General features: G+C 63.5%; 20 protein-coding genes and 1 pseudogene. 5 read left to right on the forward strand and 16 right to left on the reverse strand.

Going from position 1 to position 24,220, the window contains the following annotated elements; translation table 11 throughout:
* Window positions 1-36: 36 nt before the first annotated feature.
* The gene (locus M3P27_12435) at window positions 37-2,199 is read right to left on the reverse strand and encodes a tetratricopeptide repeat protein (protein MDP9269117.1); all 2,163 of its coding nucleotides are present in this window, start codon (window positions 2,197-2,199) and stop codon (window positions 37-39) included.
* Window positions 2,200-2,656: 457 nt separating this feature from the next.
* Between M3P27_12435 and M3P27_12440 the strand changes: the two genes are divergently transcribed.
* The gene (locus M3P27_12440; protein MDP9269118.1) at window positions 2,657-2,824 is read left to right on the forward strand and encodes a hypothetical protein; all 168 of its coding nucleotides are present in this window, start codon (window positions 2,657-2,659) and stop codon (window positions 2,822-2,824) included.
* On the opposite strand, the gene M3P27_12445 is transcribed toward M3P27_12440, so the two are convergent.
* The 4 genes from M3P27_12445 to M3P27_12460 form a co-directional block, all read right to left on the reverse strand.
* The gene (locus M3P27_12445) at window positions 2,784-4,010 is read right to left on the reverse strand and encodes a lactate 2-monooxygenase (GenBank protein MDP9269119.1); all 1,227 of its coding nucleotides are present in this window, start codon (window positions 4,008-4,010) and stop codon (window positions 2,784-2,786) included. The genes M3P27_12440 and M3P27_12445 overlap by 41 nt on opposite strands.
* 28 nt (window positions 4,011-4,038) lie before the next feature.
* On the reverse strand, window positions 4,039-4,503 hold the full coding sequence (locus tag M3P27_12450) for a DUF2085 domain-containing protein (protein ID MDP9269120.1): 465 nt from the start codon (window positions 4,501-4,503) through the stop codon (window positions 4,039-4,041).
* 70 nt (window positions 4,504-4,573) lie between these two features.
* Window positions 4,574-5,791, reverse strand: coding sequence for a glycine C-acetyltransferase (locus M3P27_12455; protein MDP9269121.1), 1,218 nt, complete (start codon window positions 5,789-5,791; stop codon window positions 4,574-4,576).
* A 31-nt stretch (window positions 5,792-5,822) separates the two neighbouring features.
* Window positions 5,823-6,284 carry a hypothetical protein gene (locus M3P27_12460; protein ID MDP9269122.1) on the reverse strand — a complete coding sequence of 154 codons (462 nt, stop codon included), beginning with the start codon at window positions 6,282-6,284 and terminating at the stop codon, window positions 5,823-5,825.
* A gap of 257 nt (window positions 6,285-6,541) precedes the next feature.
* On the opposite strand from M3P27_12460, the gene M3P27_12465 reads away from it, so the two are divergent.
* Window positions 6,542-6,733 (forward strand): twin-arginine translocase TatA/TatE family subunit, encoded by a 192-nt coding sequence (locus M3P27_12465; protein MDP9269123.1) that lies wholly within the window; start codon window positions 6,542-6,544, stop codon window positions 6,731-6,733.
* Here M3P27_12465 and M3P27_12470 read toward each other — a convergent pair.
* A complete protein-coding gene (locus M3P27_12470) occupies window positions 6,730-7,335 on the reverse strand; it encodes a Maf family protein (GenBank protein MDP9269124.1) in 606 nt (201 codons plus the stop codon). The two genes, M3P27_12465 and M3P27_12470, sit on opposite strands and share 4 nt — an antisense overlap.
* A 60-nt stretch (window positions 7,336-7,395) precedes the next feature.
* Between M3P27_12470 and treZ the strand changes: the two genes are divergently transcribed.
* Window positions 7,396-9,120 (forward strand): malto-oligosyltrehalose trehalohydrolase, encoded by a 1,725-nt coding sequence (gene treZ / locus M3P27_12475; GenBank protein MDP9269125.1) that lies wholly within the window; start codon window positions 7,396-7,398, stop codon window positions 9,118-9,120.
* Here treZ and M3P27_12480 read toward each other — a convergent pair.
* Both M3P27_12480 and M3P27_12485 read right to left on the reverse strand, forming a co-directional pair.
* Window positions 9,117-9,428 carry an antibiotic biosynthesis monooxygenase gene (locus M3P27_12480; GenBank protein ID MDP9269126.1) on the reverse strand — a complete coding sequence of 104 codons (312 nt, stop codon included), beginning with the start codon at window positions 9,426-9,428 and terminating at the stop codon, window positions 9,117-9,119. The two genes, treZ and M3P27_12480, sit on opposite strands and share 4 nt — an antisense overlap.
* Window positions 9,428-10,888, reverse strand: coding sequence for an amidohydrolase family protein (locus tag M3P27_12485; GenBank protein MDP9269127.1), 1,461 nt, complete (start codon window positions 10,886-10,888; stop codon window positions 9,428-9,430). Before M3P27_12485 ends, M3P27_12480 begins: the two co-directional genes overlap by 1 nt.
* A 116-nt stretch (window positions 10,889-11,004) precedes the next feature.
* Here M3P27_12485 and lepA point away from each other — a divergent pair, with 116 nt between their 5' ends.
* Window positions 11,005-12,807 (forward strand): translation elongation factor 4, encoded by a 1,803-nt coding sequence (gene lepA, locus M3P27_12490; protein ID MDP9269128.1) that lies wholly within the window; start codon window positions 11,005-11,007, stop codon window positions 12,805-12,807.
* A gap of 495 nt (window positions 12,808-13,302) precedes the next feature.
* Here the strand turns inward: lepA and M3P27_12495 are convergent, their stop codons facing one another.
* The 5 genes from M3P27_12495 to frr form a co-directional block, all read right to left on the reverse strand.
* On the reverse strand, window positions 13,303-14,049 hold the full coding sequence (locus tag M3P27_12495) for a TonB family protein (protein MDP9269129.1): 747 nt from the start codon (window positions 14,047-14,049) through the stop codon (window positions 13,303-13,305).
* A gap of 88 nt (window positions 14,050-14,137) precedes the next feature.
* Complete coding sequence (locus M3P27_12500; GenBank protein MDP9269130.1) at window positions 14,138-14,809, reverse strand: OmpH family outer membrane protein; 672 nt, start codon at window positions 14,807-14,809, stop codon at window positions 14,138-14,140.
* 239 nt (window positions 14,810-15,048) lie between these two features.
* Entirely contained in the window at window positions 15,049-17,850 is a 2,802-nt protein-coding gene (gene bamA, locus M3P27_12505) for an outer membrane protein assembly factor BamA (protein ID MDP9269131.1), read from the reverse strand.
* A gap of 395 nt (window positions 17,851-18,245) precedes the next feature.
* Window positions 18,246-20,348 carry a molybdopterin-dependent oxidoreductase gene (locus M3P27_12510; protein ID MDP9269132.1) on the reverse strand — a complete coding sequence of 701 codons (2,103 nt, stop codon included), beginning with the start codon at window positions 20,346-20,348 and terminating at the stop codon, window positions 18,246-18,248.
* Between the two features lie 90 nt (window positions 20,349-20,438).
* Window positions 20,439-21,011: a ribosome recycling factor gene (gene frr, locus M3P27_12515; GenBank protein ID MDP9269133.1), complete on the reverse strand. Its 573-nt coding sequence runs from the start codon at window positions 21,009-21,011 to the stop codon at window positions 20,439-20,441.
* 156 nt (window positions 21,012-21,167) lie between these two features.
* On the opposite strand from frr, the pseudogene M3P27_12520 reads away from it, so the two are divergent.
* A pseudogene (locus tag M3P27_12520) lies at window positions 21,168-21,514 on the forward strand (GxxExxY protein).
* Between the two features lie 39 nt (window positions 21,515-21,553).
* On the opposite strand, the gene pyrH reads toward M3P27_12520, so the two are convergent.
* From pyrH to M3P27_12535, 3 genes are all read right to left on the reverse strand, one after another.
* Window positions 21,554-22,267, reverse strand: coding sequence for a UMP kinase (gene pyrH / locus M3P27_12525; GenBank protein MDP9269134.1), 714 nt, complete (start codon window positions 22,265-22,267; stop codon window positions 21,554-21,556).
* An 80-nt stretch (window positions 22,268-22,347) separates the two neighbouring features.
* Complete coding sequence (locus M3P27_12530; protein ID MDP9269135.1) at window positions 22,348-22,968, reverse strand: cytochrome P460 family protein; 621 nt, start codon at window positions 22,966-22,968, stop codon at window positions 22,348-22,350.
* Window positions 22,965-24,092 carry a GlxA family transcriptional regulator gene (locus M3P27_12535; protein ID MDP9269136.1) on the reverse strand — a complete coding sequence of 376 codons (1,128 nt, stop codon included), beginning with the start codon at window positions 24,090-24,092 and terminating at the stop codon, window positions 22,965-22,967. The genes M3P27_12530 and M3P27_12535 overlap by 4 nt, the downstream gene beginning before the upstream one ends.
* Between the last annotated feature and the right edge of the window lie 128 nt (window positions 24,093-24,220).

Genomic DNA, 24,220 nt, shown 5'->3' on the forward strand with positions numbered 1-24,220 from the left:
CCGCGCTCGGGGTGGTTACTCGGTACTCGGTACTCGCTACTGCGGCTTGCGCACCGAGCCCTGCTGTTGCTGGGCAAGACGCACTTTCGCGGACTCCAGTTTCTTCTGCACGCGCGCCACGTCGGCGGGATCGACCTCGCTGGCCACCGTCTTGTTCCAGGCATCGAGCGCGCGCTCCCAATGCGCGGCGGCGAGTTTGAGGCGTCCTGTCTTCTGGTAGAGGTCGGCGAGGTGCTCGAGCACGGTGCCGTCGTTCGAGATCTTCTCGGCGGCACGGCGCAGGTTGGCTTCCGCCAACTCATAGTTACCAAGCTTGAAGTAGACCCAGCCGAGGGAATCGAGATAAGCGCCGTTCTGGGGATCGAGTTCGAGCGCGCGCTTCACGTAGCCCAGCGCTTCTTCGAGCCGCACGCCGCGGTCGGCAAGCATGTATCCCAGGTAGTTGAGGATCATCGCGCTGTGCGGATCGGCGGCGAGGATACGCTTGAACATGTCTTCGGCCGCGTCATATTTCTTTTGCCGCTCATAGAGCGCACCGCGCATGTACAGGATGTAATCCTTTTCCTCGCGCTTGGTGGATAACTTCTCCGCCTGGTCGAGCGCGTCCTCCGCCTCTTTCCAGCGGCGCAGGCGCTGATAGATGGTGCTCAGCGTGGTGTAGAGTTCGCGGTCTTCGGGATTGGCGTTGCCTTTGATCTGCGACTTCACGTCGGCGATGGCCTGGTCGGCCTGGCCGCTGTCGGCGAGCTGTCCATCGAGGATCAAGCGCAGGCCACGATCTTTGGGCAGCTTCTGCACCGCTTCTCTCGCGATCGCGGTGGCCTGCTCCCATTGTTTTGCGTCCCGATAGGTCTCGATGATCAGCTGGTAGCCGCGCGAAGCGTTCTCGTCACCGAGGTCGAGCAGCTTGCGGAAGGTGTCCACTGCAGGCTGCGTCTTGTTCTGCTCGCGATAGATGGCGCCAAGGCGCTCCAAAAAGACGGCGCGATTCGTGGCCTCGCCGGAGCTGTATGAGCCCTTGGCCGTCTTGTCGAGCAGCTTTTGCAGCGTGGCGACGGCTTCGTCGTAGCGTCCCTGCGCCTCGTACACCATGGCGATGTTGAAGGGGACGTCGAGCGAATCCTGCACCAGCGCCTCCGCCTTCTTGAGGCTGTCGAGCGCGAGATCGAACTTGCCGGTGCGGCGATAGATCTCCGCGATGCGCAGGAAGGTCTGCGCGTCCTGCGGATCGGCCTCGGCGATCTGCTTGTACTGTTCGAGCGCCGCCTGCGACTGATTGTCGTTAAGCAGGTTCTGCGCCAGACCGCGTTGCGCGTCGAGATTGTCGTGGTCGTACGCCACCGCCTGCTTGAACGCCGCGACAGCTTTCTTGTATTCCTTTTGCTGCTCGTAGGTCACGCCCATCGCCGCCCAGATCTTGCCACTCTTATCGGGAACAGCATTGAGCGTGGCGACGGCGCGAGCGTTGTCGCCCTCTTCGCCATAGAGATACGCCAGCCCGATCACCGCTTCTTCCGACTGCGGATCGAGCTTCACCGCCTGCTTGAAGGCGCCTTCCGCTTTCAGCATCTCGTTGTTCAGGCGATAGAGCCGTCCGAGCAGCAGGAAGGTGTCACTGTTGGCGGGCTCGAGCCGCGATATCTGTTCGAACTGCTCGATAGCCAGCTTCAACACTTCCTGCGACTGCGTGCCCGCCTGCAAGTCGCCGAGCGAGCGCAGGTAGATGCGGCCGAGCAGCTTGTGGGCATCGATGTTGTTGGGATCGCGCTTCAGGATCTCCTGCGCTTCGAGCACAGCTTCGCGGATACGTCCTGTCTTGGCGTAGAGCTCGGCCAGCCCGGCATTCAAGTACTCGGAGTTGGGATCGTTCTCGATGGCCAGCCGGTATTCCTGGATGGCGCGCTGCGCCAACTCCGCCCGTCCGTAGATCGCGACCTGCTCTTCGTAGATGTGCGCCAGCGAATAGTGGTAGTAGGCCTGCGCTTTGTCAGGCGTGCGCGGTTTGGCCGGCGTCTTGTCGGCCGGCTTCGCCTTGACGAGGTCCGGCTTGGGCGCGGGCGCCTTGGTATCTGGCGGCATCTGGCCGGCCGGCTGCTGCTGCGCTGTGGCCGGCTGCGGTGGAGCGGGCAGCGTTGCAGGTTGCTGAGCGAAGCCAGGCAGGGTGGAGAGCAGGAGGGCGGACAAAAGGGCGTTCTTCATCGACACGTTTTTTCCCTGGGGAAATCGACTGCCACCAGTTGGATGCGCGACCTAATCCCGGCGGTGTACTGAATATTCTACGCTCGGAACGTGAGTCTTGCTGGCGCTAACCAGACGAAAGGCCTCAGCTTTGGCTGAGGCCTGGTTTTTGTTTGCGCGAGGGAGGTCTTCCCACTCCCGCAGGTCAAAGTGCGGGCCTGCCGGGGGCCCCGGCCTCGCGGAAGTCACCGCACTTATCTCTTTTTCTTTTTGGCTTTCTTCTTTTTCTTCATGCTGGTCGCCTCCTTTTGGATTATTTCTCCCTTTTCAGTCGCGGGCCCGGAGCCCTGAACCATTTCATGCCCCATTAGTGGGAGGGGTAACACGAACTGCACAAGATATTGAGGTCGTTTGGTTTGCAAGTCAACTGTTATTTGCCCGACGCGATCGCGGCGTGGGTTCGAATCAACCAAAACCTTTGGCCACGGATGGCACGGAAATCACACGGATAAAAACAAAAGAAGAAGAAGAAAAGAAAGAAGAAGAAAAGAAAGAAGAAGACCTATCCGTGCTCGTCCGTGAGATCCGTGGCCAAGGATTTGGTTTTAGTGATCTCGGACGAGCGCTTCCGGCGAAAGCTCGCTGACGCGCGTGTAGCCGCTCAGCGCCATGGTGAGATCGAATTCGGCAAGGAAGTTCTCCACCACCTCGCGCACGCCGTCTTCCCCCGCGATCGCCAAGCCATAGACGTAGGGACGTCCGAGCAGCACCGCGCGCGCGCCCAGCGCCAGCGCCTTGAGCGCGTCGGCGCCGCGCCGGATGCCGCTATCCATCAGCACCGGCAACTTTCCACCGACGGCTTCGAGCACGGCGGGCAGCGCCTCGAGGGTGGCGATGGCGCCATCGACCTGGCGTCCGCCATGGTTAGAAACAATGACGCCGTCCACGCCATGATCGAGAGCGCGCGCGGCGTCGTCACTGCGCAAGATCCCTTTCAGCACGATGGGCAGCTTGGTGTGCGCGCGCAGCCACGCAATGTCATCCCAGGTGAGCCTGGTGTTGGAGAAGATGCTGCGCCACAGATTCACCGCGGCGGTGCGATTCTCCTCCGGCTTGCACTTCAGCTCGGCGACGAAGGCAGGGTCGGAGTAGTAGTTCGCCAATCCCTCGGCGGTGAGGAAGGGAAGATAGCCATGATCCAGGTCGCGCGGACGCCACGCCAGCATGGTGGTATCGAGGGTGACCAGCAGCGCGCTGTAGCCGGCGCGTTCGGCGCGCTCGAGCAGGCTGGCGGTGATCTCCGTATGCCGCGCCCAGTAAAGTTGGAACCAGCGGGTCGCGTCGCCCATCGCCTTGGCAACCTCTTCCAGCGAGCGCGAGCTCACCGTCGAGAGCGCGAAGGGAATGCCAAGCGAGGCAGCGGCGCGTCCGGTGGCGACTTCGCCGTCTTTGTGGATGATGCCTTGCACGCCGACGGGCGCGAGCGCGAGCGGCGCGGGCAGGTGCGCGCCGAAGAGTTCGATGGAGAGATCGCGCTGCTCCACGTTGCGCAGCATGTGCGGCACGATGCGCCAGCGGCGAAAGGCTTCGAGGTTCGCGCGCAGCGTGTCTTCCGAACCCGCCGCGCCGGCAACGTAATCGTAGGCCTCCGGCTTCAGCACTTCTTTGGCGCGCAGCTCGAGCACGTCGAGGCGCGTGGGCACGCGCGGTTTCAGTCCTTTCACGCCCGCGGCGTAGATCTCGGTCTCGCGCTCGCCGCCGGTCTTTATCTTGGCCTGCGATCTGGTCTGCCTGCCGATCTCCGTTGCGGACATGCGCGCGACCTCGTCCATCACAAGATTTGCTTGGGGAAGGGCGGGATTATAACGGGAGGGAAGCTGAACGGCGCAACTTTAAGGCGGCCGAGTCCGCAACCCATGCGGCGACGAGCGCGCCCACCGCCGCGCCCAGCGCGAGACCAAACCCGAAGCGCATCGCCGGCAGGTTGCCATGCCGGCCGAACGCTTCCGCGGCGACGTCGAGCGCGTTGAACCCCACCGCTGCGGCAACTAACCTCAGCGCTACCGCGCGCCGCAACGGAACCACCGCGCCCACGACCGCGCCCAGGTAGACCCCCAAACACCGCACGCACACCGCCATCGGAGCGCCCGCGATCCAGAACGAGCGCGCCGCATCCTGATGGCACACGATAGAAAAGAAGTTTCGGATGGAGATGTTGAGCAGCGGCGAGGTCGCGAGCAGCGGCGCGGAAATCGCCAGGGCGACCAGCGCGAGCGGGACGAGTGGAAGCGCGAAACGAATGGCAATGCTGCGCCGGTCTAACACAGCAGATTCCTCGTCGCCCGCCGCGGCGGGCTCGTCGGAATGACGACTCCGGGAATGACAACTCCGTGCTTCACGCCAGTATTCCCATCTTCTTTCCCACCTTGCGCAGAACCTCGAGCGCCTTATCCAACTGCGGGCGCGTGTGGGTTGCGGTCATGATCGTCCGGATGCGCGCTTTTCCTTCGGGCACCGTGGGGAACGCGATGCCGGTCCCGAAGACGCCTTCCTGGAACAGCGCGCTCGAAAAATCCATGGTCCGTCGCCCATCCCCAATGATGATGGGCGTGATCGGCGTCTCGCTCGCCGGCGTGTTCTGCCCGCCGATGTTGAAGCCCAGCCCGCCGAGTTCCTTCTTCCAGTAGCGCGTGTTGTCCCACAGCCGGTCGATGAGTCCAGGCTCCTGCTCGAGCACATCGAAGGCCGCGATGCAGGTTGCCGCCACGCTCGGCGGATGCGAGGTCGAGAACAGGAACGGACGCCCGCGGTGGTAGAGGAACTCGATCAGGTCGCGCGTGCCGCAGATGTAGCCGCCGATCGAACCGATGGCCTTGGACAGTGTCCCGACCTGGATGTCAACGCGGCCGTGCACGCTGAAGTGGTCGATGGTGCCGCGCCCGTTGCGGCCGAGCACGCCGGAGGCGTGCGCGTCGTCGACCATCATGATGGCGCCGTATTTCTCCGCCGCGTCGCACAGGCCGGGCAGCGGACCGATGTCGCCATCCATCGAGAACACGCCATCGGTGATGAGCAGCTTGTGTCCGGGCTGGTCTTTCACGGAAGCGAGTTGCTCTTCGGCGTGCGCAACGTCTTTATGGCGGAAGACGAGTATCTTCGCGCGCGAGAGCCGCGCGCCGTCGATGATGGAGGCGTGGTTCAGCTCGTCGGAGATGATGAAGTCGTCCTTGCCCAGGATCGCCGACACCGTTCCCGCGTTGGCCGTGAATCCGGATTGAAACACCACGCACGCCTCCACGTTCTTGAAGCGCGCAATCTTTTCCTCCAGCTCCATGTGCAGCTTCATGGTGCCGGCGATGGTGCGCACCGCGCCCGAACCCACCCCGAAATCGCGCACCGCTTTCTCCGCCGCCTCGCGCAGCTTGGGATGCGTGGTGAGCCCGAGATAATTATTGGACGCCAGGTTGATGACGCGTTTGCCGTCGAACGTGCATTCCGGCGCCTGCTCATCGTCGAGCACGCGCAGCTTGAAGTACGTGCCCCGTTGCTTCAGGTCGTTGAGGCTGGCGCCGAGAAAAGAGAGCGGATCGGTGCGCGTCGGTGTGGTCGGCATGGCCGACTAGTGTAATACCGGACCGGTGCGCTCAGCGGTGGAAGAACCACCAGAGCATTCCGAGAGCGATGGCCAGGCCGAGCAGTGTCCCCAGCAGCCGCTGCGCGCGCAACGAGCCGGCGTCGATGGGCTCGGCCGTGATCGGTTCGGTGCCGGATACCTCGGACTGAGGGGACGAGAAAACGTTTGCCGAAGACACATGCGACGAGAACACCGCGGGCGCAGACGAACCTGCCGCCGGAGCATCGGCCGCGCCGGGCGTATTCTTCGTGGCGGTGACCTCTACGCCGCTCCCGGTCACGTTGGTGGTGAGGTGTATGCCGAGCCGCTCCACGAAGCGCGCGCCCATGCTGTGCTGGATCTTCTGCTGCACCTCTTGCGGCGTGGCGCCCGTGATCTCGAGTTTAGGGTTGTCGCTCCGGCCGACGAAGGTGCCGTCGGGCAGCTGCTCGATGCGGAAGGTCAGCTTGAACTCGCCGGGCTCCATCGTCATATTCGCGAAAGACTCGCCGCGATTCTACCGCCGCCGGCGCCGAAAACAACCAGCGGGGAGGGCAGGAGCCGGCAGCAGCGGTGGCCAGGAACTAAGGTGAGAGTCGAGGGCGGGTGCCGCCCGCCTCGACGCTTCCGCCTCGAACCCCTCCGGGCATGAGGATTAGCCTCTTTTTTGACCCCCTGAGCGCGGCAGCCTACAATCTGAGCACGCGACTTGCGTGCGGTTGGCGGGTTCAAAGCCTCTGGAGGCCAAAAATGAAACTCGGGGTTCCGGAACTGCTCATCATCTTCGGCATCGCGCTGCTCATCTTCGGCGCGGGCAAGCTGCCGCAACTCGGCAAGGGCCTGGGCGAAGGCATTCGCAACTTCAAGTCGTCGATCAAGGATGGCGAGAGCGGCCCGTCGTCGAGCAGTTCGGCAAGCGACAAGGACAAGAAAGATAGCTAGAACAACTTCGCGTCGCGCAGCATGCTGGTGACGAGCGCGACCGGCAATCCCACCACGTTGTTGTAGTCCCCTTCGATCTTTTCGACCCAGCGCGCCGCGCCGCCCTGGATCGCGTATGCGCCCGCCTTGTCCATCGGCTCGCCGGTCGCGATGTACTCCGCAATTTCCTTTTCGTTGAGTTTGCGAAAGTAGACACGCGTGGTCTCACTGCGGACGTCTTCCCTCACGTCTTCCTTGGCTTCCTTTCCAGCCCCGCCGTTCGGCTCGCGGACCAGGCAAACCCCGGTGGTGACCTCGTGGGCGCGTCCGCTGAGCTGGCGAAGCATGCGCGCGGCGTCGGCGGCGTCGGCCGGTTTCTCCAGGACGGCGCCGGCCAGGATCACGATGGTGTCTGCCGCGAGCACCGGCTCGCCGGGAAAGCGCCGCGCGACGACGCGAGCTTTGTCGCGCGCGAGGCGCTCGGCATATGCCCGGGGCGCCTCACCGGGCGCGCGCGCTTCCTCGAGGTTCGAGACTTCGATGCGAAAGGTGATGCCCGCCGCGCGCAGCAACTCGGCACGGCGCGGCGAGGCGGAGGCGAGGATGAGGAGAGAAGAATTCATGCCGCATGAACCACAGATTCAGTCTGGCGCATCTTACCGCCAGTGTTTAACGTAGCAGAGATGACGCTGCGATACGGGGGCAACGCCCGACCTGATGGCACCGCCGAGTTCCGCGTCTGGGCGCCGAGCGCGAAGCGCGTCCGTCTGCAACTCGCCGGCGGCGGCACAGCACTCGAGATGCAGCGCGAGCAGCTTGCGTTCGATGGCAGCTTCGCCGTGGAAGCCCCGGCGCGCGCCGGCGACCGCTACTTCTACATTGTCGACGACCAGAAGCCTGACAATAAGCCTGTCCCAGACCCGGTCTCGCGTTTTCTACCCGAGGGCGTCCACGGGCCCACCGAGATCGTGGATCCCAGCGCTTTTCGCTGGGCAGACTCCGCCTGGCGCGGCCTGCCGCTGCGCGACTATGTGCTCTACGAGCTGCACGTCGGGACTTTTACTCGCGAGGGGACGTTCGACGCCGCCATCCCGCGGCTCGCCGAGCTGAAGCGCCTCGGCGTCACCGTGCTCGAGCTCATGCCGGTCGCGGCTTTTCCCGGCGCGCGCGATTGGGGATACGACGGCGTCTCGCCCTACGCGGTGCAGGCGAGCTACGGCGGTCCGGATGGACTGAAGCGTTTCGTAGATGCGGCGCACCGGCTCGCCGTCGGCGTTATTCAGGACGTGGTCTACAACCATCTCGGTCCGGAAGGGAACTACCTGCGGATGTTCGGGCCCTACTTCACCGATCGCTACGAGACGCCGTGGGGCGAGGCCATCAACTACGACGGCGACGGCGCGGCGGGCGTGCGCCGCTACTTCGTGGACAACGCCGCGTACTGGATCCGCGAGTATCACATGGACGGCCTGCGGCTCGACGCCGTGCACACCATCTACGACAACTCGAAGCAGCATGTGCTCGCCGAGATCACCGCGACGGTCGACGCGCTCGAGCAGGAGCTACAGCGCACCATCATCACCATCGCCGAGTCCGACGCCAACGACGCGCTCCTCGTCCGCCCGCGCGCGCAGGGCGGCTATGGGATCGACGCCGTTTGGAGTGACGACTTCCATCACGCCGTCCACGCGCTGTTCACCGGCGAGCGCCGTGGCTACTATCAGGATTTCGGACGCCCCGAGCAGATCGCGCAGGCGCTCAACGAAGGCTTCGTCTACCAGGGCGAGCACTTCAAGTTCTGGGGCAAGCCGCGCGGCACCAAGCCGGAAGGCATGTGCGGGGAGCAGCACATCTTGAACCTGCAGAACCACGACCAGGTCGGCAATCGCGCCCACGGCGAGCGCTTGACGGCGCTGCTGCCGCGCGGCGCGCGCAAACTCGCCGCCGCGCTGCTGCTGCTGGCGCCCCAAACACCGCTCCTCTTCATGGGACAGGAGTACGACGAGAAGAATCCGTTCCTCTTCTTCACCAGCTTCAGCGATCCGGTGTTGCACCAAGCGGTGGCCGAAGGCCGGCGTAAGGAGTTCGCGCAGTTCGGTTTCGCCGACACGCCCGATCCGGAAGATCCGCAGAGCTTCGAGCGCTCGAAACTGAGTTGGCAGCCGGGCAACGAGATGTGGAAGTGGTACCAGCGGCTGCTCGAGCTGCGGCGCGAATACGTTGCGCACGCCGAACGCAAGTGCGACACCCAGGTCGAAGGCGGGCTGCTCACCATGCGCGGTGCGGGATTGCTAGTGCAGGCCGGCTTGAAGGCGGGAACGAAATTGCCGCCGGCGGCAGGGAAGATGCTGCTCGAGTCCGATGAAGATGGTTATGCCGTGCGCGTCCTGGCGACGGATGCCGGCTAGAGCGTTTCGAACTGTCCTACGAATCGCTCGTCGCTGGTGAACTGCGTGCAGTGCGCGTCGCGCTGCTTGTACTCGGCGGCAAACTTCTCTTTGAAGCGTTGGAAGTCGCCGGCGGAATCCCACTGGTCGATGGTCGCGTAGTGGCCGGCTTCCACTCCAACGACGTCAGGGTCGCGCAGCAGCGTGGTGCCAAGGTATCCCGCGCCCTGGCGAAAGAACTGCGCCCAGTCGCCGCGCGCGCCGTAATACTTCTCGAAGGCGTCTGCCTTGGCGCGGTGCACGCGATATTCCCAAATGACTTGCAGCATTATCTGATCCCCACCAGCCCGCGTACCGAGTCGATGAGCTTCTGCGGATCGTAGCCCACGCCATCCTTGAACACGGTGTCCACCTTCTCGATGTCGGCGATGTTCTTGTCGGGCGAACCATTGACCAGGATGAGGTCGGCGGCTTTGCCGGGCGCGATCGTGCCTACCTCATTCTCGATGCCAAGGTAGCGCGCGCCATTCTGCGTGCAGATCTGGATGGCCTCGAGCGGCGTGAATCCGGCTTCCACCAGCAGTTCGACCTCGCGCTGCGAGCCGAAGCCGGCGAGCGTGCCGCCATTGCCGGTCGGGTCGGTGCCGGCGACGAGCAGTCCGCCGGCCTTCGCGAACGCGCGCTCGAACTGCATCTCCATCTGGAAAAGCTTGCCCCACGGCGCCGTGGGCGAGCCGTAGTGCTGTTGGTTGCGCGCCGGATCGTCGAGGCGCGCGCGCGAGGCGAGGAAGTTGACCTTCGCGGTATCGCTCATCGCGTTCAGCACGCGGGCCGGCGTGGCGTCACGCCCCGGAACAAACATCTCGAACACCGGCAGCGTCGAAGTCACCGCCACCTTTTTCTGGACGAGCTCGCGGATGGTCTGCTGGATCTCCGCGCCGTTCACGTCCATGGTCGCAAGGTGCAACGACACCTTGGTCGTGTCGGGACACACGTCCAGCTTCTTCTCGGGATAGAACTCGGTGTCTACGATCAGCCCGTGCTCCAGGTCGTCGATGCCGAGGTTCGCGGCCTCGCGGAATCCGACGGAGCAAAGATGTCCGGTGAGCTTCAGCTTGCGGGCGTGTGCTTCGTCGATGGCGGCCTTGAGTTCGGCGCGCGTGATCACGTTGTAAGCCTTGAACGAGGTCGCGCCCTCACCTGCCCAGAACGCGACCGTGCTGCGCGCTTCCTGCGGACTGCCCAGGCCATGCAGTTGCAGGATGGGCGCCGGGCTGCCTTCAAGATACGGACCGGTCACGTGCATCTTCGGGCCGACGGCATTTCCAGCGTCGATGGCTTTCTTCAGTTCGATGTCGGTATAAGGCTCGATCGAGCCGCCGGTGCGCAGCGAGGTCACGCCGGTTGCGAGGTAGAGGCGCGGAAAGCTGAACGGCATCTCGTGGAACACGCCGCCGCCCGCGGGATAGAACATGTGCTCGTGTAAAAGGACGAGCCCGGGAAGCACGGTCATGCCGGTCGCGTCGATGGTCCTGGCGTCTCTGGCATCGACTTTGGCGATGCCGGGCGCGATGAGCCGGATCCTCCCACTATTGATGACGATGGTCTGGTCTTCCTTCGCGGCGGCACCCGTGCCATCGATCACGCGGACGTGCATCAGCACGACGTCCGGCGCGTCTACTTTCACGTACTGTCTCACCTCGGGCGAGAGCGTCTGTGCGCCGGCGGAGGTCGCAAGCAGGACCGCAACTAGGACGGCGAACAGCAACATGAGCGCTAGCTTTTTCATGGGCCACGGATTCTACACCGCCCACGGCCTGCTAGCGGCGAGCAGCTATCAGTTGTCAGCCAGATGCTAGAATCATTCATTACTACTCGCGATCACCCGCGCTGTTCCGCTCCCATATGGACCGCAAGTTCATCCGCAATTTCGCCATCATCGCGCACATCGACCACGGCAAATCCACGCTTGCCGACCGGCTGCTCGAGCTCACCGGCTCAGTGACGGCGCGCGAGATGCAAGCGCAGGTACTCGACGACATGGAGCTGGAGCGCGAGCGCGGCATCACCATCAAGGCGCACGCCGTCCGCATGAAGTACATCGCGAAAGACGGACAGGAGTACCAGCTCAACCTCATCGACACGCCCGGGCACGTGGACTTCAGCTATGAGGTCTCGCGCTCACTCGCTTCCTGCGAGGGCGCGCTGCTGGTGGTGGACGCCTCGCAAGGCGTGGAAGCGCAGACGCTGGCCAACTCCTACCTCGCCATCAATCACGGGCTTGACCTGATCCCGGTGATCAACAAGATCGACCTGCCCTCGGCCGAGGTCGAGCGCGTGAAAGAGATGATCGAGACCGCCATCGGACTCGACACCAAGGACGCGCTGCTGGTCAGCGCCAAGACCGGCGCCGGCGTCCCGGAGGTGCTCGAGGCCATCGTGCAGCGCATCCCGCATCCCAAGGGATACGCGAAGAACCATCTCCAGGCGCTGATCTTCGATTCCTGGTTCGATCCCTACCGCGGCGTCGTGGTGCTCGTCCGCGTCTTCCAGGGGACGGTGAATAAAGGCGACCGGATCCGGCTGTGGTCGAACGGCAAGAACTTCGAGGTGGAGAATCTCGGCGTGCTCACGCCCAAGCCGGTCGAGGTGGAGACGCTGGTCGCCGGCGAGGTCGGCTTCCTGCTCGCGAACTTGAAGAACGTGGGCGACACCAAGATCGGCGACACCGTGACGCACGAGGACCGGCCTGCGATCGAGCCGCTGCCCGGCTTCGAAGAGATCAAGCCCATGGTCTTCGCCGGGCTCTACACCGTGGACGCGCACGAGCACACCGCCCTGCGCGAGGCGCTCGAAAAACTGCGGCTCAACGATTCCTCGTTCTTCTTCGAGCCGGAGAGTTCGGTCGCGCTCGGCTTCGGCTTCCGCTGCGGCTTCCTCGGCCTCTTGCACATGGAGATCATCCAGGAGCGGCTCGAGCGCGAGTACAACCTCGAACTCATCATCACCGCGCCGGGCGTGCGCTTCAAGGTCACGAAGACGGACGGGACGTTAGTCGAGATCGACAACCCTTCGCGCTGGCCCAACCCGAGCGAGATCGCCAAGGTGGAGGAGCCGGTCATCGTGGCCACCATCCTCACCACGGAGGAGTACGTGGGCGGCATCCTGAAGCTGGTGGAAGATAAGCGCGGCAAGCAGAAGGGGTTCGAGTACGTGAGCGGGACGCGCGTGATGTTGACTTACGAGCTGCCGCTGGTCGAGATCGTGCTCGATTTCTACGACCGGCTGAAGTCGGTCTCCCGCGGATACGCCTCGCTCGACTACCACCTCTCCGGCTACTGGGAATCGCCCATGGTGAAGCTCGACATCATGGTGGCGGGCGAGCCGGTGGACGCGCTCTCGCTCATCGTACATCGCGACTTCGCCTACGACCGCGGACGCGCGCTGGTCTCGAAGATGCGCGAGCTCATCCCGCGACAGATGTTCGAGGTCGCTATCCAGGCGGCCATCGGCGCGAAGATCATCGCGCGCGAGACGGTGAGCGCCATCCGCAAGAACGTGATCGCCAAGTGCTACGGCGGCGACATCTCACGCAAGCGCAAGCTGCTGGAAAAACAAAAAGCAGGCAAGAAACGGATGAAGCGCATCGGCCGCGTCGACATTCCGCAGGAAGCCTTCCTCGCCGTGCTGCGTGTAGGCGAGGAATAAGAGACGGGTGAGCGCGCAGCGAGCGCGGTATAGCGCGAGCAGAGCGCGCGGGGCGCAGCAGCCAGCCAAGCGCGTAGCGCGCGGGCGCCTGTGTTGCTGCGACCCTCAATAAGACGAAGCCTTTTCGCACCGCGGCAGGGCAGATGGCCTGGCACGCGGCGGGCAGGTTTTACGCGGGTCTCCGGCGTTTTGCTCATCCCGGCTGTGCAAAACTCCCTGCACGCCGCCACGCGGTTTTCCAGCCGCTAGGTAGGCCCGCTTTCCGGCGGGCCTTAGAAAGATAAACGCAACATTCCATTCCACTTTGTTGAATGTCGCGGAATGGATGCAATCTGTGTAACTCGCTGAAACGACTTTGTAACCTTGGCCGCACGTCCCGCTCTTGCACAGGGTTTTCCACGAGGTGGCGGAAAATTCTGCGCTGCGTTTATTAAACGGCTCCGCAACTCCGCAGCGGCGCCCTCGAAAGCGATGACCCCTCGGAGTGACGACGCCTCACCGGCCACCGAGGATGAAGCGCACCGTGACCTGCGCTTCCACTTCCACCGGCGTCCCATTCAGCTGATACGGACGAAAGCGCCACTGCGAGACGGCGCCGACGGCGGCGGAAGTGAGCAGCGGATGTCCGCTGACGACCTGCAGACCCTCGATCCTGCCATCCTTGCCGATGATCGCGCGCAGCACGACCTCGCCCTGGACGCGGGTGAGCTTGGCGAGCGAGGGATAGACCGGATCGACGCGATGCAGGATCATGGCTTCGTCCACGCGGGAGATCACCGGGCGATGCGGCGGTGGCGGAATGTTGGCGGCGGCGATCAGGTTCGTGCCCGTGCCGCCGGGCACGCAACCCGGACATCCCCACGGCGCCGATGGCCCACTGTCACCGGTATTGGGACCGCCGCCCGTGCGCGGACGCGCCTGTCCGTAGGACAGCCGCGGATCGAGCGGCGCATCAGTCACGGGGATGAGCACCACACTGGGCCCACCGCGCGCAGAAGGCGTGCCGGCATCCCGCGGCGCATCCGGCTCCCCGGCCGGGGCGGGCGTGAGCGGCAGCGCGAGCGTGGACGCGTGCACCGAATATCCCGGAACCGCATCAAGGTAGAGCAAGGGGATAGCAATGAGCGCGGCGAGCACCACGGCTTCGCCGGCAAGCGTGGCGAAGAGCGTCAGTTTTCTGCGCCGGCGCTCGCCGCGAGTGGTCTCGAGCAGGACGTCATCGAACAATCCATGCGAAGACATTTCCTCACCTCCTGGTTGGAGGCGATAGACACCAGTAGAAAAAGAAAAGCCGCCCTAACGGGCGGCTTTATTTTTTCCGCAGCTGGAACTAGCGGGGCTTGGCCGGTGTCGTGGTCGCGGGCTTGGGCGCGGGTCTCGACGCCGACGGTCCCGCCGTCGACTTGGGTTGTGCCGGGACGCCCGACTCCGCGTTGTAAGCCTGGATCACGGCCTCGGTGATATCGACGCCCTGACCGACCCACAGCACTGCGCTCTGGTCGCTCGAGTAATCGAGCACCAGCGCAAAGGCGTTGTCGCGCGCGTACCGATCGAGCGTCTTCATCAGTTTCCCACCGATCGTCCCGGCCAGCTGGTTCTGCTGTCCGTTGAGGTCGGCCTGGGTATCTTCGACGAAGCGCTTGAGCGCGGTCTGCTTCTGCGTGACTTGTGCCACGAGCGCGGCGCGGGCTTGTTCGTTCATCTTCTCGCCCTGCGTCTGCAGCTGCCGCTTCAGGCCTTCGATCTCGTCGTTCCGCGACTTGAGTTCGGAGTTCTTGGGATCGAAGCGCTTTTGCAGCGCCTCGAAATCGCGCTGCCCTTCGTTGGAGGCGACGATCGCCCCTTTGATGTTGATGATGCCGATCCTGCCCGACTGCACGGATGGAGCAGGCGAAGCAGGCGAGGCAGCAGGCGATGCGGCGGCGCGGCTGGTCTGCGCCAGTGCGGTGAGCGAGAGCGCGAGGGCGAGGACCAGGGCGAGACGTGCGTACGTGCGATTCATCGGATCTTTTGGACTCCTATCAGAGTGTTGCGAATCCCTTAGAAACCTTTCAGACGGCGCGGCCAACCGCATTTCCACAGCAGCCTTGCGGCGGGGACGGGGTTCCCACTGAGAGATCTCGCGGGTGCGAATACGGCCATTATACGGGCTTTCCAAAGACCCGGTCAAACACCCGGCGGGCCGGCCCCGGCGCCGGCGGGGCTGGGTGCGGTATCCCACACGTGGGCTCGGCGCGTGCCCTAGAACGTGGTCGAGACCGTGAAGCGGAAGGTCGACTTCGGCTCGTGCAGCCGATACGCGGGAGCGAAGGCGCGGAGCGCCTGCTGGTAGCTGAAGTCGCCGGCGCCGCCGACCGGGAACATGTCACGCGAGATCTGGTTGGGCGTGCTGGTGATGGTATCGAGCGTGAACGGGTTATAGGCGTAGTAGACGCGCAACGGGGCGTTGATCACCGGCATGAGCACCTGGATCTCCACTCCGGTAGACATCCGGGGGACATAATTCGTGCCGCTGATCACGTTGATGTCGCGCGAGAACTGCGGCAGCGGCGGCGAGATGCCGACGCACTGGAAGTTGAAATCGAGGCTCGCGCAGCCAAAGCTGCCGCTGTTGAGCGAGTTGACGGAGGCTTCGCTGAGCAGCAACTGGCTGGGACGCAACACCATGTTCAAGCCGAAATCGTTGAACAGCGCGACCGTCACCGGCCCGGCGATGGGGATGCGGTATTCCACGTTCGTGACCACGCTGGTGTCGCCGCCAGGGAACAGCAGCTGCCGCGCCGGGATAGGAACGGTGACGAAGCCGCGGCGCAGGTTGCTGGGATCGATCGGCACCTGCGTGCCATCCGGGTTGAGCAGCGGGAAATTTATCTTCTGCACCAGGTAGATGGCAGGGGAGAGGGTGCGCGTGTCGAATCCACGCAAGTCGCTGTCGCCACCCTGGTAGAAGCGCTCGAACGGCGGCGCCACGATGCCGCCCCAGCCCGACAGGAATGAGCCTTGCACGCGGACGCCGAGGATCTGGGGCGCGTCGTTGGGATCGTGCGTCATGCGCAGGCCGCGCATCGGGAACCAGCGCTTGTATTCCACGATCGGCCGCACCACGCGGACGTTGCCGCCCAGCCCGGCGATCTCGCCGCCGGCATACAGGCTCTGTCCGCCGGTCGGCCGGAACTGCGCATTGATGGTGCTGAACGAGAAGCTCGGCAGCACCTTGCTGGTCACGATGCCCTTGAGCGAGTCGGGGCCGGCCACGGTGCGGAACTGGATGTTCTCGAACAGGCTGCGGGAAGCATCGCTGAACGTGTTCACGCTCGAACGGTCGAGCGAATACGTGAGGCCCACACGCTTGAACGAGTGGCGCAGGGGATAGCTGGCAAAGAGCGTTATTCCGGTGGACGACTGGTTGAAGTTCTGCAGCGTGTTGAGAAAGTTCGCGGGCAGGTTCACCGCCTGGCCGCTGATCTGGGATTGCAGCTGCGCCTGGTTGTAGTCGTAGCGCCGGTGATAGACGGTGAAGCCGGTCTGCAGCGGGCGGTCGAACATGTACGGCTCGGTGAATCCGAACATGATGTTGCGCTCGCGCGAGCCCACGTTCGCTTCCACGGTGAGCGTTTCGCCCAGCCCGAGGAAGTTATTGGTCTGGTAGTTCAGCCCGATGAAGGAGCCGGAGAGCCCGCTCACGCCGCCGTTGAGGCCGATCTGGTTCTTGCCCTTTTCCTTGAGCTTGAGCGTGAGGTCGACGGTGCCCTCGGCTTCGTTGCGATGGATCTCAGTGTCTTGCTCCGCCTTGAGCGTCTCGAAATAATTCAGCTGGTTGAGGCGCAGGATGCTCATGTCCCACAAGCGGCTGTTGTAGATGCCGCCTTCATCGACCGCCAGCTCGCGGCGGATCACCTTGTCGCGCGTGGTGGTGTTGCCCTGGAACTCGATGCGCCGCACGTAGAAGGGCTTGCCTTCATCCACATCGATCTCGAGCGAGACGAGATGCTTCTCGTCGTCGATCTTGGTGTCGGGCACGGAAGTGAAGTTGATGAAGCCCAGCTCGCCATAGCCCTTGCGCAGGTTCTCCAGGCCCTTGCGGATCAAGTCGGTGTTGAAGATGGCGCCGTCCTTGATGGGGAAGAGCGAACGCAATAGCTTCTGGTTCGCGATGGCCTTGTTGTTCTTGAAAGTGATCGAGCCCAGCTTGTAGCGCTCGCCTTCCTCGATCGGGATGGTGACATCGACTGCCTTGCCGTGCTTCGCCTTCCAGAAGAAGGGCAAGTTGAGGCCGCCGGAGTCGCGCACCTTGGTCTGCGGATCGCCCACCAGCGCCTTGAAGTAGCCCCGTTCCTGGTACGCGTTGCGCACACGCTCGGCGTCTTCGGTGAGCTTGGTAGCGTCGTAGGTCTTCGAGAACAGGCTCTCGAGGAAGATGGAGTGTGGGATGCCGAGCGGCCGCAGGTTCTTCATCGCCGTCCGCAAGGTGCGGCTCGGGATGTGCTTGTTGCCCTCGAAACGGATCTTCCCCACCTTTACCTTGGGGCCTTCTACGATGTTAAACACCACCTCCACCGCCGCCGGCGGGATGGGATGGATCTCCGGCGTGACCTTGGCGAACTGGCGTCCGTGCTCGGAGAGCAGCTCCTTCAGCACCACTTCCGCACGCTTGATCTTGGTGGGATCGTACTGGTTCTCCACCGTGAGGCCGACCTTGCGCTCTTTGAAGCGGTCAAGCACGTCCGATTGCGTCACCGAGTTCAGGCCCTTGTACTCGATGCGGCGGATGGTCGGCCGCTCCTTCACGTAGATATGGATGACGTAGCCCTTCGGCGTCTCTTCACGCTCGATGCGCAGGTCCTCGAAGTAGCTGGTGTTCCACAGGGAGTTGAAGTCGCGCTCGATGGCGGCCGGGTCATAGACGTCGCCCACGCGGGTGAACAGGCGCGCGCGGATCGTCTCCGTGGGGATGCGGCGGTTGCCGTGGATCTGCACATCTTGGATCACTTCCTGCTGCGCCGCTGCCAAACCGCTGAAAATAAACACAAGGAACGCTGCCACCAGGCAGCGTGCCGCAGCGGAGCGAACGCGCCTCGCGCGCAAATTCATTCCCGTGATCAAGGCAGAAATAGGAGGAACCTCACTGGGAGATAAGGAATCACCGATTATACGGAAAGAAGCTGCACGTGCCTAGCAAGGGAACGCGTCCGTCCCCGCGGCCGGCGCGCGGCTGCCCCTCCCCCGGCGAAACGTTAGACGTGAGCTGCGGGAAAGCGGTCATGGCTATTTCGGCAGGAAGAGCAGTGCAGGTCAAATAAAAACAGGAGGAAGGGAGGACAGGAGGGAAGAGCAAGAAAAAAGAACAAATACAGAAAACTCAAAACTCAAGATTCACAATTCAAAACTCAAAAACCTCCTCTCCTCCCTTCCTCTTGCTTTCATTCGATCTTGATCTGCTAGGCCGGAGCTATCTCCACCAGGCAGGAGTAGAACGTCGCGCCGCGTCCGATGTCGGTGAGCCGCTCCGAGGTCAGCACATTGATATTGATGCCCTGTCCGCCGGGCGTGAGCTTTGCCCAGTTCAGGCGGGCCGCGACCACGCCGCGCGCGACCGTACTGTTGCCATTCACCTTGGCCGTGAGCGTGATGGCGCCGCGGTCGTTGAAGATGCGGACCTGCTGCCCGTCGCGGATGCCGCGCGCGGCGGCGTCATCAGTGTGTATCTCGAGCAGGTCGGGACGCTCCATCTCCTGGATGGATTCCAGGTTCGCGAAGCTGGAGTTCAAGTAGTTGTCGGCCTTGCGTCCCAACAGCTCGAGCGGATACTTGTTCGCCGCCTCGGTGTGCCGCGACTCGCGCGGCGCGACGAAACTCGCGATCGGGTCGATGCCTTGCTGCGCCAGCGACGCGCTGTACAGCTCAGCCTTGCCGCTCGGCGTCAGAAAACCGCCGTTGGCGAAGGGCAGGAATGGTCCGCTCCCGTTCAGCTTGAGCCGGATGTGTCCCGCGGCTTCCAAGCCCTCGCGCGTGATGCCTTCGAGTGCTGGAGCGCCGCTCCCGAGCGCGTCTTCGATCATCTGGTCCACAGAATCGTCGAAGCAGTCATCGTCATCGCGGAAATCCATCGCCTTCGCCAGCGCGCGGAAGGTCTCCACGTTCGAGCGCGACTCGCCCACCGGCGCGATCGCCTGGTGGGACATCATGATGAAGTAGTGTCCGTAGGCTGCCTGCAGATCTTTGTGCTCGAAGAAGGTGGTGGCGGGCAGCACGATGTCGGCGTAGTCGGTGGTGTCGGTGAAGAACTGCTCGTGCACCACGGTGAACAGGTCGGCGCGCTTGAGGCCGCGGACGACGCGGTTGTGGTCGGGGGCGATGGCGGCCGGGTTCGAGTTGTAGACGAACAAGGCCTTCACCGGAGGGTCGTCTATTTGTTCGAGGATGCGTCCGAGCTCGCTCATGTTGAGCACGCGCGCCGCGCGGCCGAGCGGCGACTTCGTCATCAGGTCAGGCCGCTCGAGCGCTTGCTGGTCGAGCCCGAACGCGCCGGAGGTCGAGAGCTGCAGTCCGCCGCCGACCTCTTTCCACGAACCCGTGATGCAGGGCAGCATGGCGATGGCGCGCACCGCGGCGCCGCCATTCTCCGCGCGCTGCACGCCGTAGTTCACGCGGATCACCGCCGGACGCACCCCGGCATAATCCCGCGCCAGCTTGCGGATGTCTTCCGCCGGGATCCCCGTCCACTGCGCCACGCGCTCCGGCGGATAGTCCGCCACGCGCGCGCGCAGTTCATCAAACCCGACCGTGTGGCGCGCAACATAATCGGCGTCGTGCCGATTCTCAGTAATGATCACGTGCAGCAGCGCGAGCGCCAGCGCAACATCGGTGCCGGGATTGATGGGGATATACCAGTCAGCCAACTTCGCCGTGCGCGTCTGGTAGGGATCGATGACCACGAGCTTCGCGCCCTTGCGCCGCGCCGCTTCGATGAACGGCCACAGATGCACGTTGGTGCCGTGGATGTTCGCGCCCCACGCGAGGATGAGCTTCGATTCCGCGAACTGCTCCGGCTCGGTGCCCAGTTTCTTCCCGATCACGCTGACGAGCGCGTCGCCGCCGGCGGTGGCGCAGATGGTGCGGTCGAGTTGCGAGGCGCCCAGCCGGTGGAAGAAGCGGTGGTCCATGGACGCGTTGCCCAGTGCGCCCAGCGTGCCGCCGTAGGAATAAGGAAGGATGGCTTCCGGCCCGAACTCGTCGCTCACCTGCTGAAGCCGCTGCGCGATCTCGGCGAGCGCCGCCTCCCACGACATGCGTTCGAAGGCCTCCGGCCCGCCCGTGCCTTTCGGTGTGCGCCGCTTCATCGGATACAGCAGACGGTCAGGCGAGTAGACGCGGTCGAGATACTTCGCGACCTTCGCGCACAGGAATCCGCGCGTCACCGGATGCGCGGGATCGCCCTGGATCTTCGTCGCCTTCCCGCTGACTTCGTCCACGGTGATGAGCACGCCGCAGGCGTCAGGACAATCGTGCGGGCACGCGGCGTGGACGATCTTCTGTGACATGCAGGAAAGCTTACCGCGGATGGACGCGGATGAACACGGATCAATTGCACAGGTGCGAGGTGAGCAGGGTGACCTGGAGCGGAGTGCCGCTCAGATCGCCATCACTTCTTTTTCTTTTCCGGCGCTCATGTCTTCCATCTTCTTGATCTCGGCGTCGGTAAGTTTCTGCATCTCTTCGAGGGCGCGGCGCTCCTCGTCTTCCGAGACCTTCTTGTCCTTGAGCGCCTTCTTGATCACGTCGTTGCCGTCGCGGCGTATGTTGCGGACCGCGGTGCGATGGTCTTCCAGGATCTTGTGCAGGTGCTTGACCATCTCCTTACGGCGCTCCTCGGTGAGCGGCGGCACCGGGATGCGGATGATCTTGCCATCGTTCTGCGGATTGAATCCCAGGTCGCCCGCGCGCACCGCCTTCTCGATGGCCGGCAGCGACGACGGATCGAAGGGCTGCACGGTGAGCATCTGCGCGTCTGCCGCGTGCACCTGCGCGATCTGGTTCAGCGGCATCTCCGAGCCGTAGTAGTCGACTTTCACGTTGTCGAGCATGTGGATGTTGGCGCGCCCGGTGCGCACGCCCGCCATGTGCGTTTGGAAGTCGGCGACGGCTTTATCCATGCGCGTCTTCAGTTTCGCGAACTCGTCTTTCAAGGCGGGTACGTTGGCCATGGCCATGACAGATTTCTCCTGGTTGCGGGAGCACAGTTACCGGAAACGGGGGATTATAAATGACAGTCGGCAAAAACCATTAGCCACGGATCACACGGATCGCACGGATCATTTTGTTCTTGTTTTATTCGGGGGCGCGGCCTAACGTCACGGCCAATGAAACACGAGGAACTGACAGAAAAGATCATTGGCGCGTTCTACCCGGTCTACAACGAGTTGGGCTCCGGGTTTCTTGAGTCCGTATACGAAGAGTCACTGGCGATGGGGACTTTAAGGCAGATTTCGTTGTTCAGGATCTCGTGGTCGTGGAGCTGAAGGCTTGCTCGATCTTGGAGAAGTCGCGCGAGGCGCAAGTCATCAATTATCTGCGCGGAACGCGTATCGAAGTCGGGCTCTTGCTGAACTTCGGCGCGATGCCCCAGGTACGCCGCATCATCCTGGACAACGAAAGAAAAGAAATCCGCGTCCATCCGTGGCAATCCGTGGCCAAAGCGGGTTCCTAGGCTTCGGCGATCAGCCCGCCACGCAGCATCACTGGAATCCTAGGCGCTTACCAGGCTGCCGATCTTCTCGCCGCTCACCACCCGTTGGATATTCCCGGGACGGTTCAGGTTGAAGATCACGATGGGCAGGTTGTTCTCGCGGCAGAGCGCGATGGCGGTGGCGTCCATCACTTTGAGTCCCTTTTTCAGGACGTCGAGGTAGGTGATGTGGTCGAACATCTTGGCGTCTTTCACGATGACCGGGTCGGCGTCGTAGATGCCGTCGACCTTGGTGGCCTTCATCACCACGTCGGCCTTGATCTCCATCGCGCGCAAGGATGCGGCCGAGTCGGTGGAGAAATACGGGTTTCCGGTGCCCGCGGCGAAGATCACGATGCGTCCCTTTTCGAGGTGGCGCAGCGCGCGCCGCCGGATGAACGGCTCCGCCACCTGGTTCATCTCGATGGCAGACATCACCCGCGTCTGCACGCCTTTTTTCTCCAGCGCGTCCTGCAAAGCGAGCGCGTTGATCACCGTGGCCAGCATGCCCATGTGGTCGGCGGATACGCGGTCCATGTCGCGCGCCTGCTCGGCCACGCCGCGGAAGAAGTTACCGCCGCCAACCACGATCGCCGTCTGCACTCCCAGGGCCTGCACCGCCGCGAGCTCGCCGGCGATCTCGTGGACACGGGTGACGTCCACGCCAAAGCCGTGCCCGGCGGCGAGGGCTTCGCCAGAGAGTTTGAGCAAGATGCGGTTGAAGGCCAATGCCATGCAAAAGCAGTATACAGGCGGAAGAAATGCGCGGGCGAGACGCCCGCGCAACAGCCGGCGGGACGCCGGCGCTCCTAGACCTACTTCTTCGCGGCGACGTCCGTGCCCGGCCTGAGTGTGCCTTTGGCGCGCGCCACCGGCAGCAGCGTGGGATAGAACTGCACGAAAGTATCTTCCACGCCGCCGTTCTTGGTGTGACACTTGGTGCAAGCGTTTCCGTTGCCGCGTGCGTCCGCCGGCGTACCGCCGTCGTCAAAGCCATAGAACTTCCACAAGTCTCCGGGCCGCGCCGAATCCTTCACGTGCGCCTCGATGCCCATTAGCGCCAACTGGTAATGTCCACCCTGGTTGATCGACCCTTCGGTGCCCGAGCTGTACTCCTCCATCACCAGCATCGTCTTGTCCGGCCATTCGCCAGTTTTCAGAAAGGCGTGATAGGCCTCAGGCGTGGCATAGACGTTGGTGAACATGGGATGGTCTTCCGGTCCGCTCTTCGAATAGGTCATGCCCAAGCCGGACGAGAGGTAGTTCCAGTCGCGATAGTTCGCCGGCGCCACCAGCTTGTTGTCGGAGGTGTAGCGGGGTGCGTTCTGCGAAGCGTTGTCCGACGCCGCGGCGTGGAACGTCGGCTGCCAGAACAGCGCGATGGTGCCGACGACGATAAGCACTAGACCGACTACGCGACCGAGGATGCGCTTCATGACTTTCCTCCAGGTTTGTGAGCCGGGTTCGGGTACGATTTCGACGAGCCTGCTCTTGATCCGTGAGCCCGCCGCGCGTTAGAGACAGGATTTGCTCCAAAAACGCTTGCTCCGTCGCCGAAGCGGCGGCGATAGCTGCGTGGGCTCACGCCGAAACGGCGCTCGAACGCGCGCCGGAATGCGTCTGCCGAGGCGAACCCGACCGACTCTGCCACTGCCGCTATGGAAACGGCGGACTTGCCATGCGCGCCCAGCCGCTGCCGCGCTTCATCCAGCCGCAGCGTCTCGACGAACTCCGCCGGCGTGGCGCCAAACACTTTGTGGAAACGGCGGGTGAATTGTCGCGGCGAGAGACACGCCCGCGCCGCCAAAGCTTCGACGGAAAGGTCATCCTTGAGGTGGGCGGGGATCCACGCGCCCAAGGGAGCCAGCCGGTCCGACGACGCTGCCACTTGGAACTGCAGCGGCTGCGAGTACTGCTCCTGCCCGCCATCGCGCTTGAAGTGGACGACCATCTCGCGCGCCACCTCGAGCGCGAGCGCCGCTCCGAAATCCTGCTCGACCAGTCCGAGCGCGAGGTCGATGCCCGCAGTCACCCCGGCGGAAGTAAAGTAGGGTCCATCTTGAATGAAGATGGCGTTCGACTCGAGCTTGAGGAGCGGGAAGCGCTCGGCGACCTTGCGCGCCCAGCGCCAGTGCGTGGTCACGCGGCGTCCATCGAGCAGGCCGCTCGCGGCCAATCCATAGATGCCGGTACAGACCGAGCACACGCGCCGGATATCCTTCGCGTGGGCGCGCAGCCACTGCGCGACCGCGTCTTGAACATAAGGCACGCGCAACCCCGAGCCACCCGGGATGAGAAGAGTGTCGAGCGCCGGCGCCTGCGCGAGCGTGGTGTGTGGTTGGAAGATGATGCCGGAGTCGGCGGTGAAGGCTTTCTTGCTCACTCCGTTCTTGCTTACGCCCAGGACGACCGTCTCGTAGCGCAGCGCGGTGCCCGCTTCAGGGTCCGAGCCCAAAGTCAGGTCGCGCGCGTTGGCGAAAACTTCGAGCGGGCCGGCCAGATCGATGGCGTTCACGCCGTCGAAGCCGATCAGTCCTACGCGCAGTGGAGCGGTTTGCATGCGAGCGGCTTGCATGCGAGTTACAGTAGCCTCCTGTCGCCGATGTCGCAAGGACAACGATACGACAGTTTAGGACATCATCAAAGGAAGGGTCATGCTGAGGCGCGTCGCGAGGCGGCGTCTTCTCC

Source organism: Acidobacteriota bacterium (assembly GCA_030774055.1).
Taxonomy (GTDB): Bacteria; Acidobacteriota; Terriglobia; order Terriglobales; family Acidobacteriaceae; genus JACPNR01.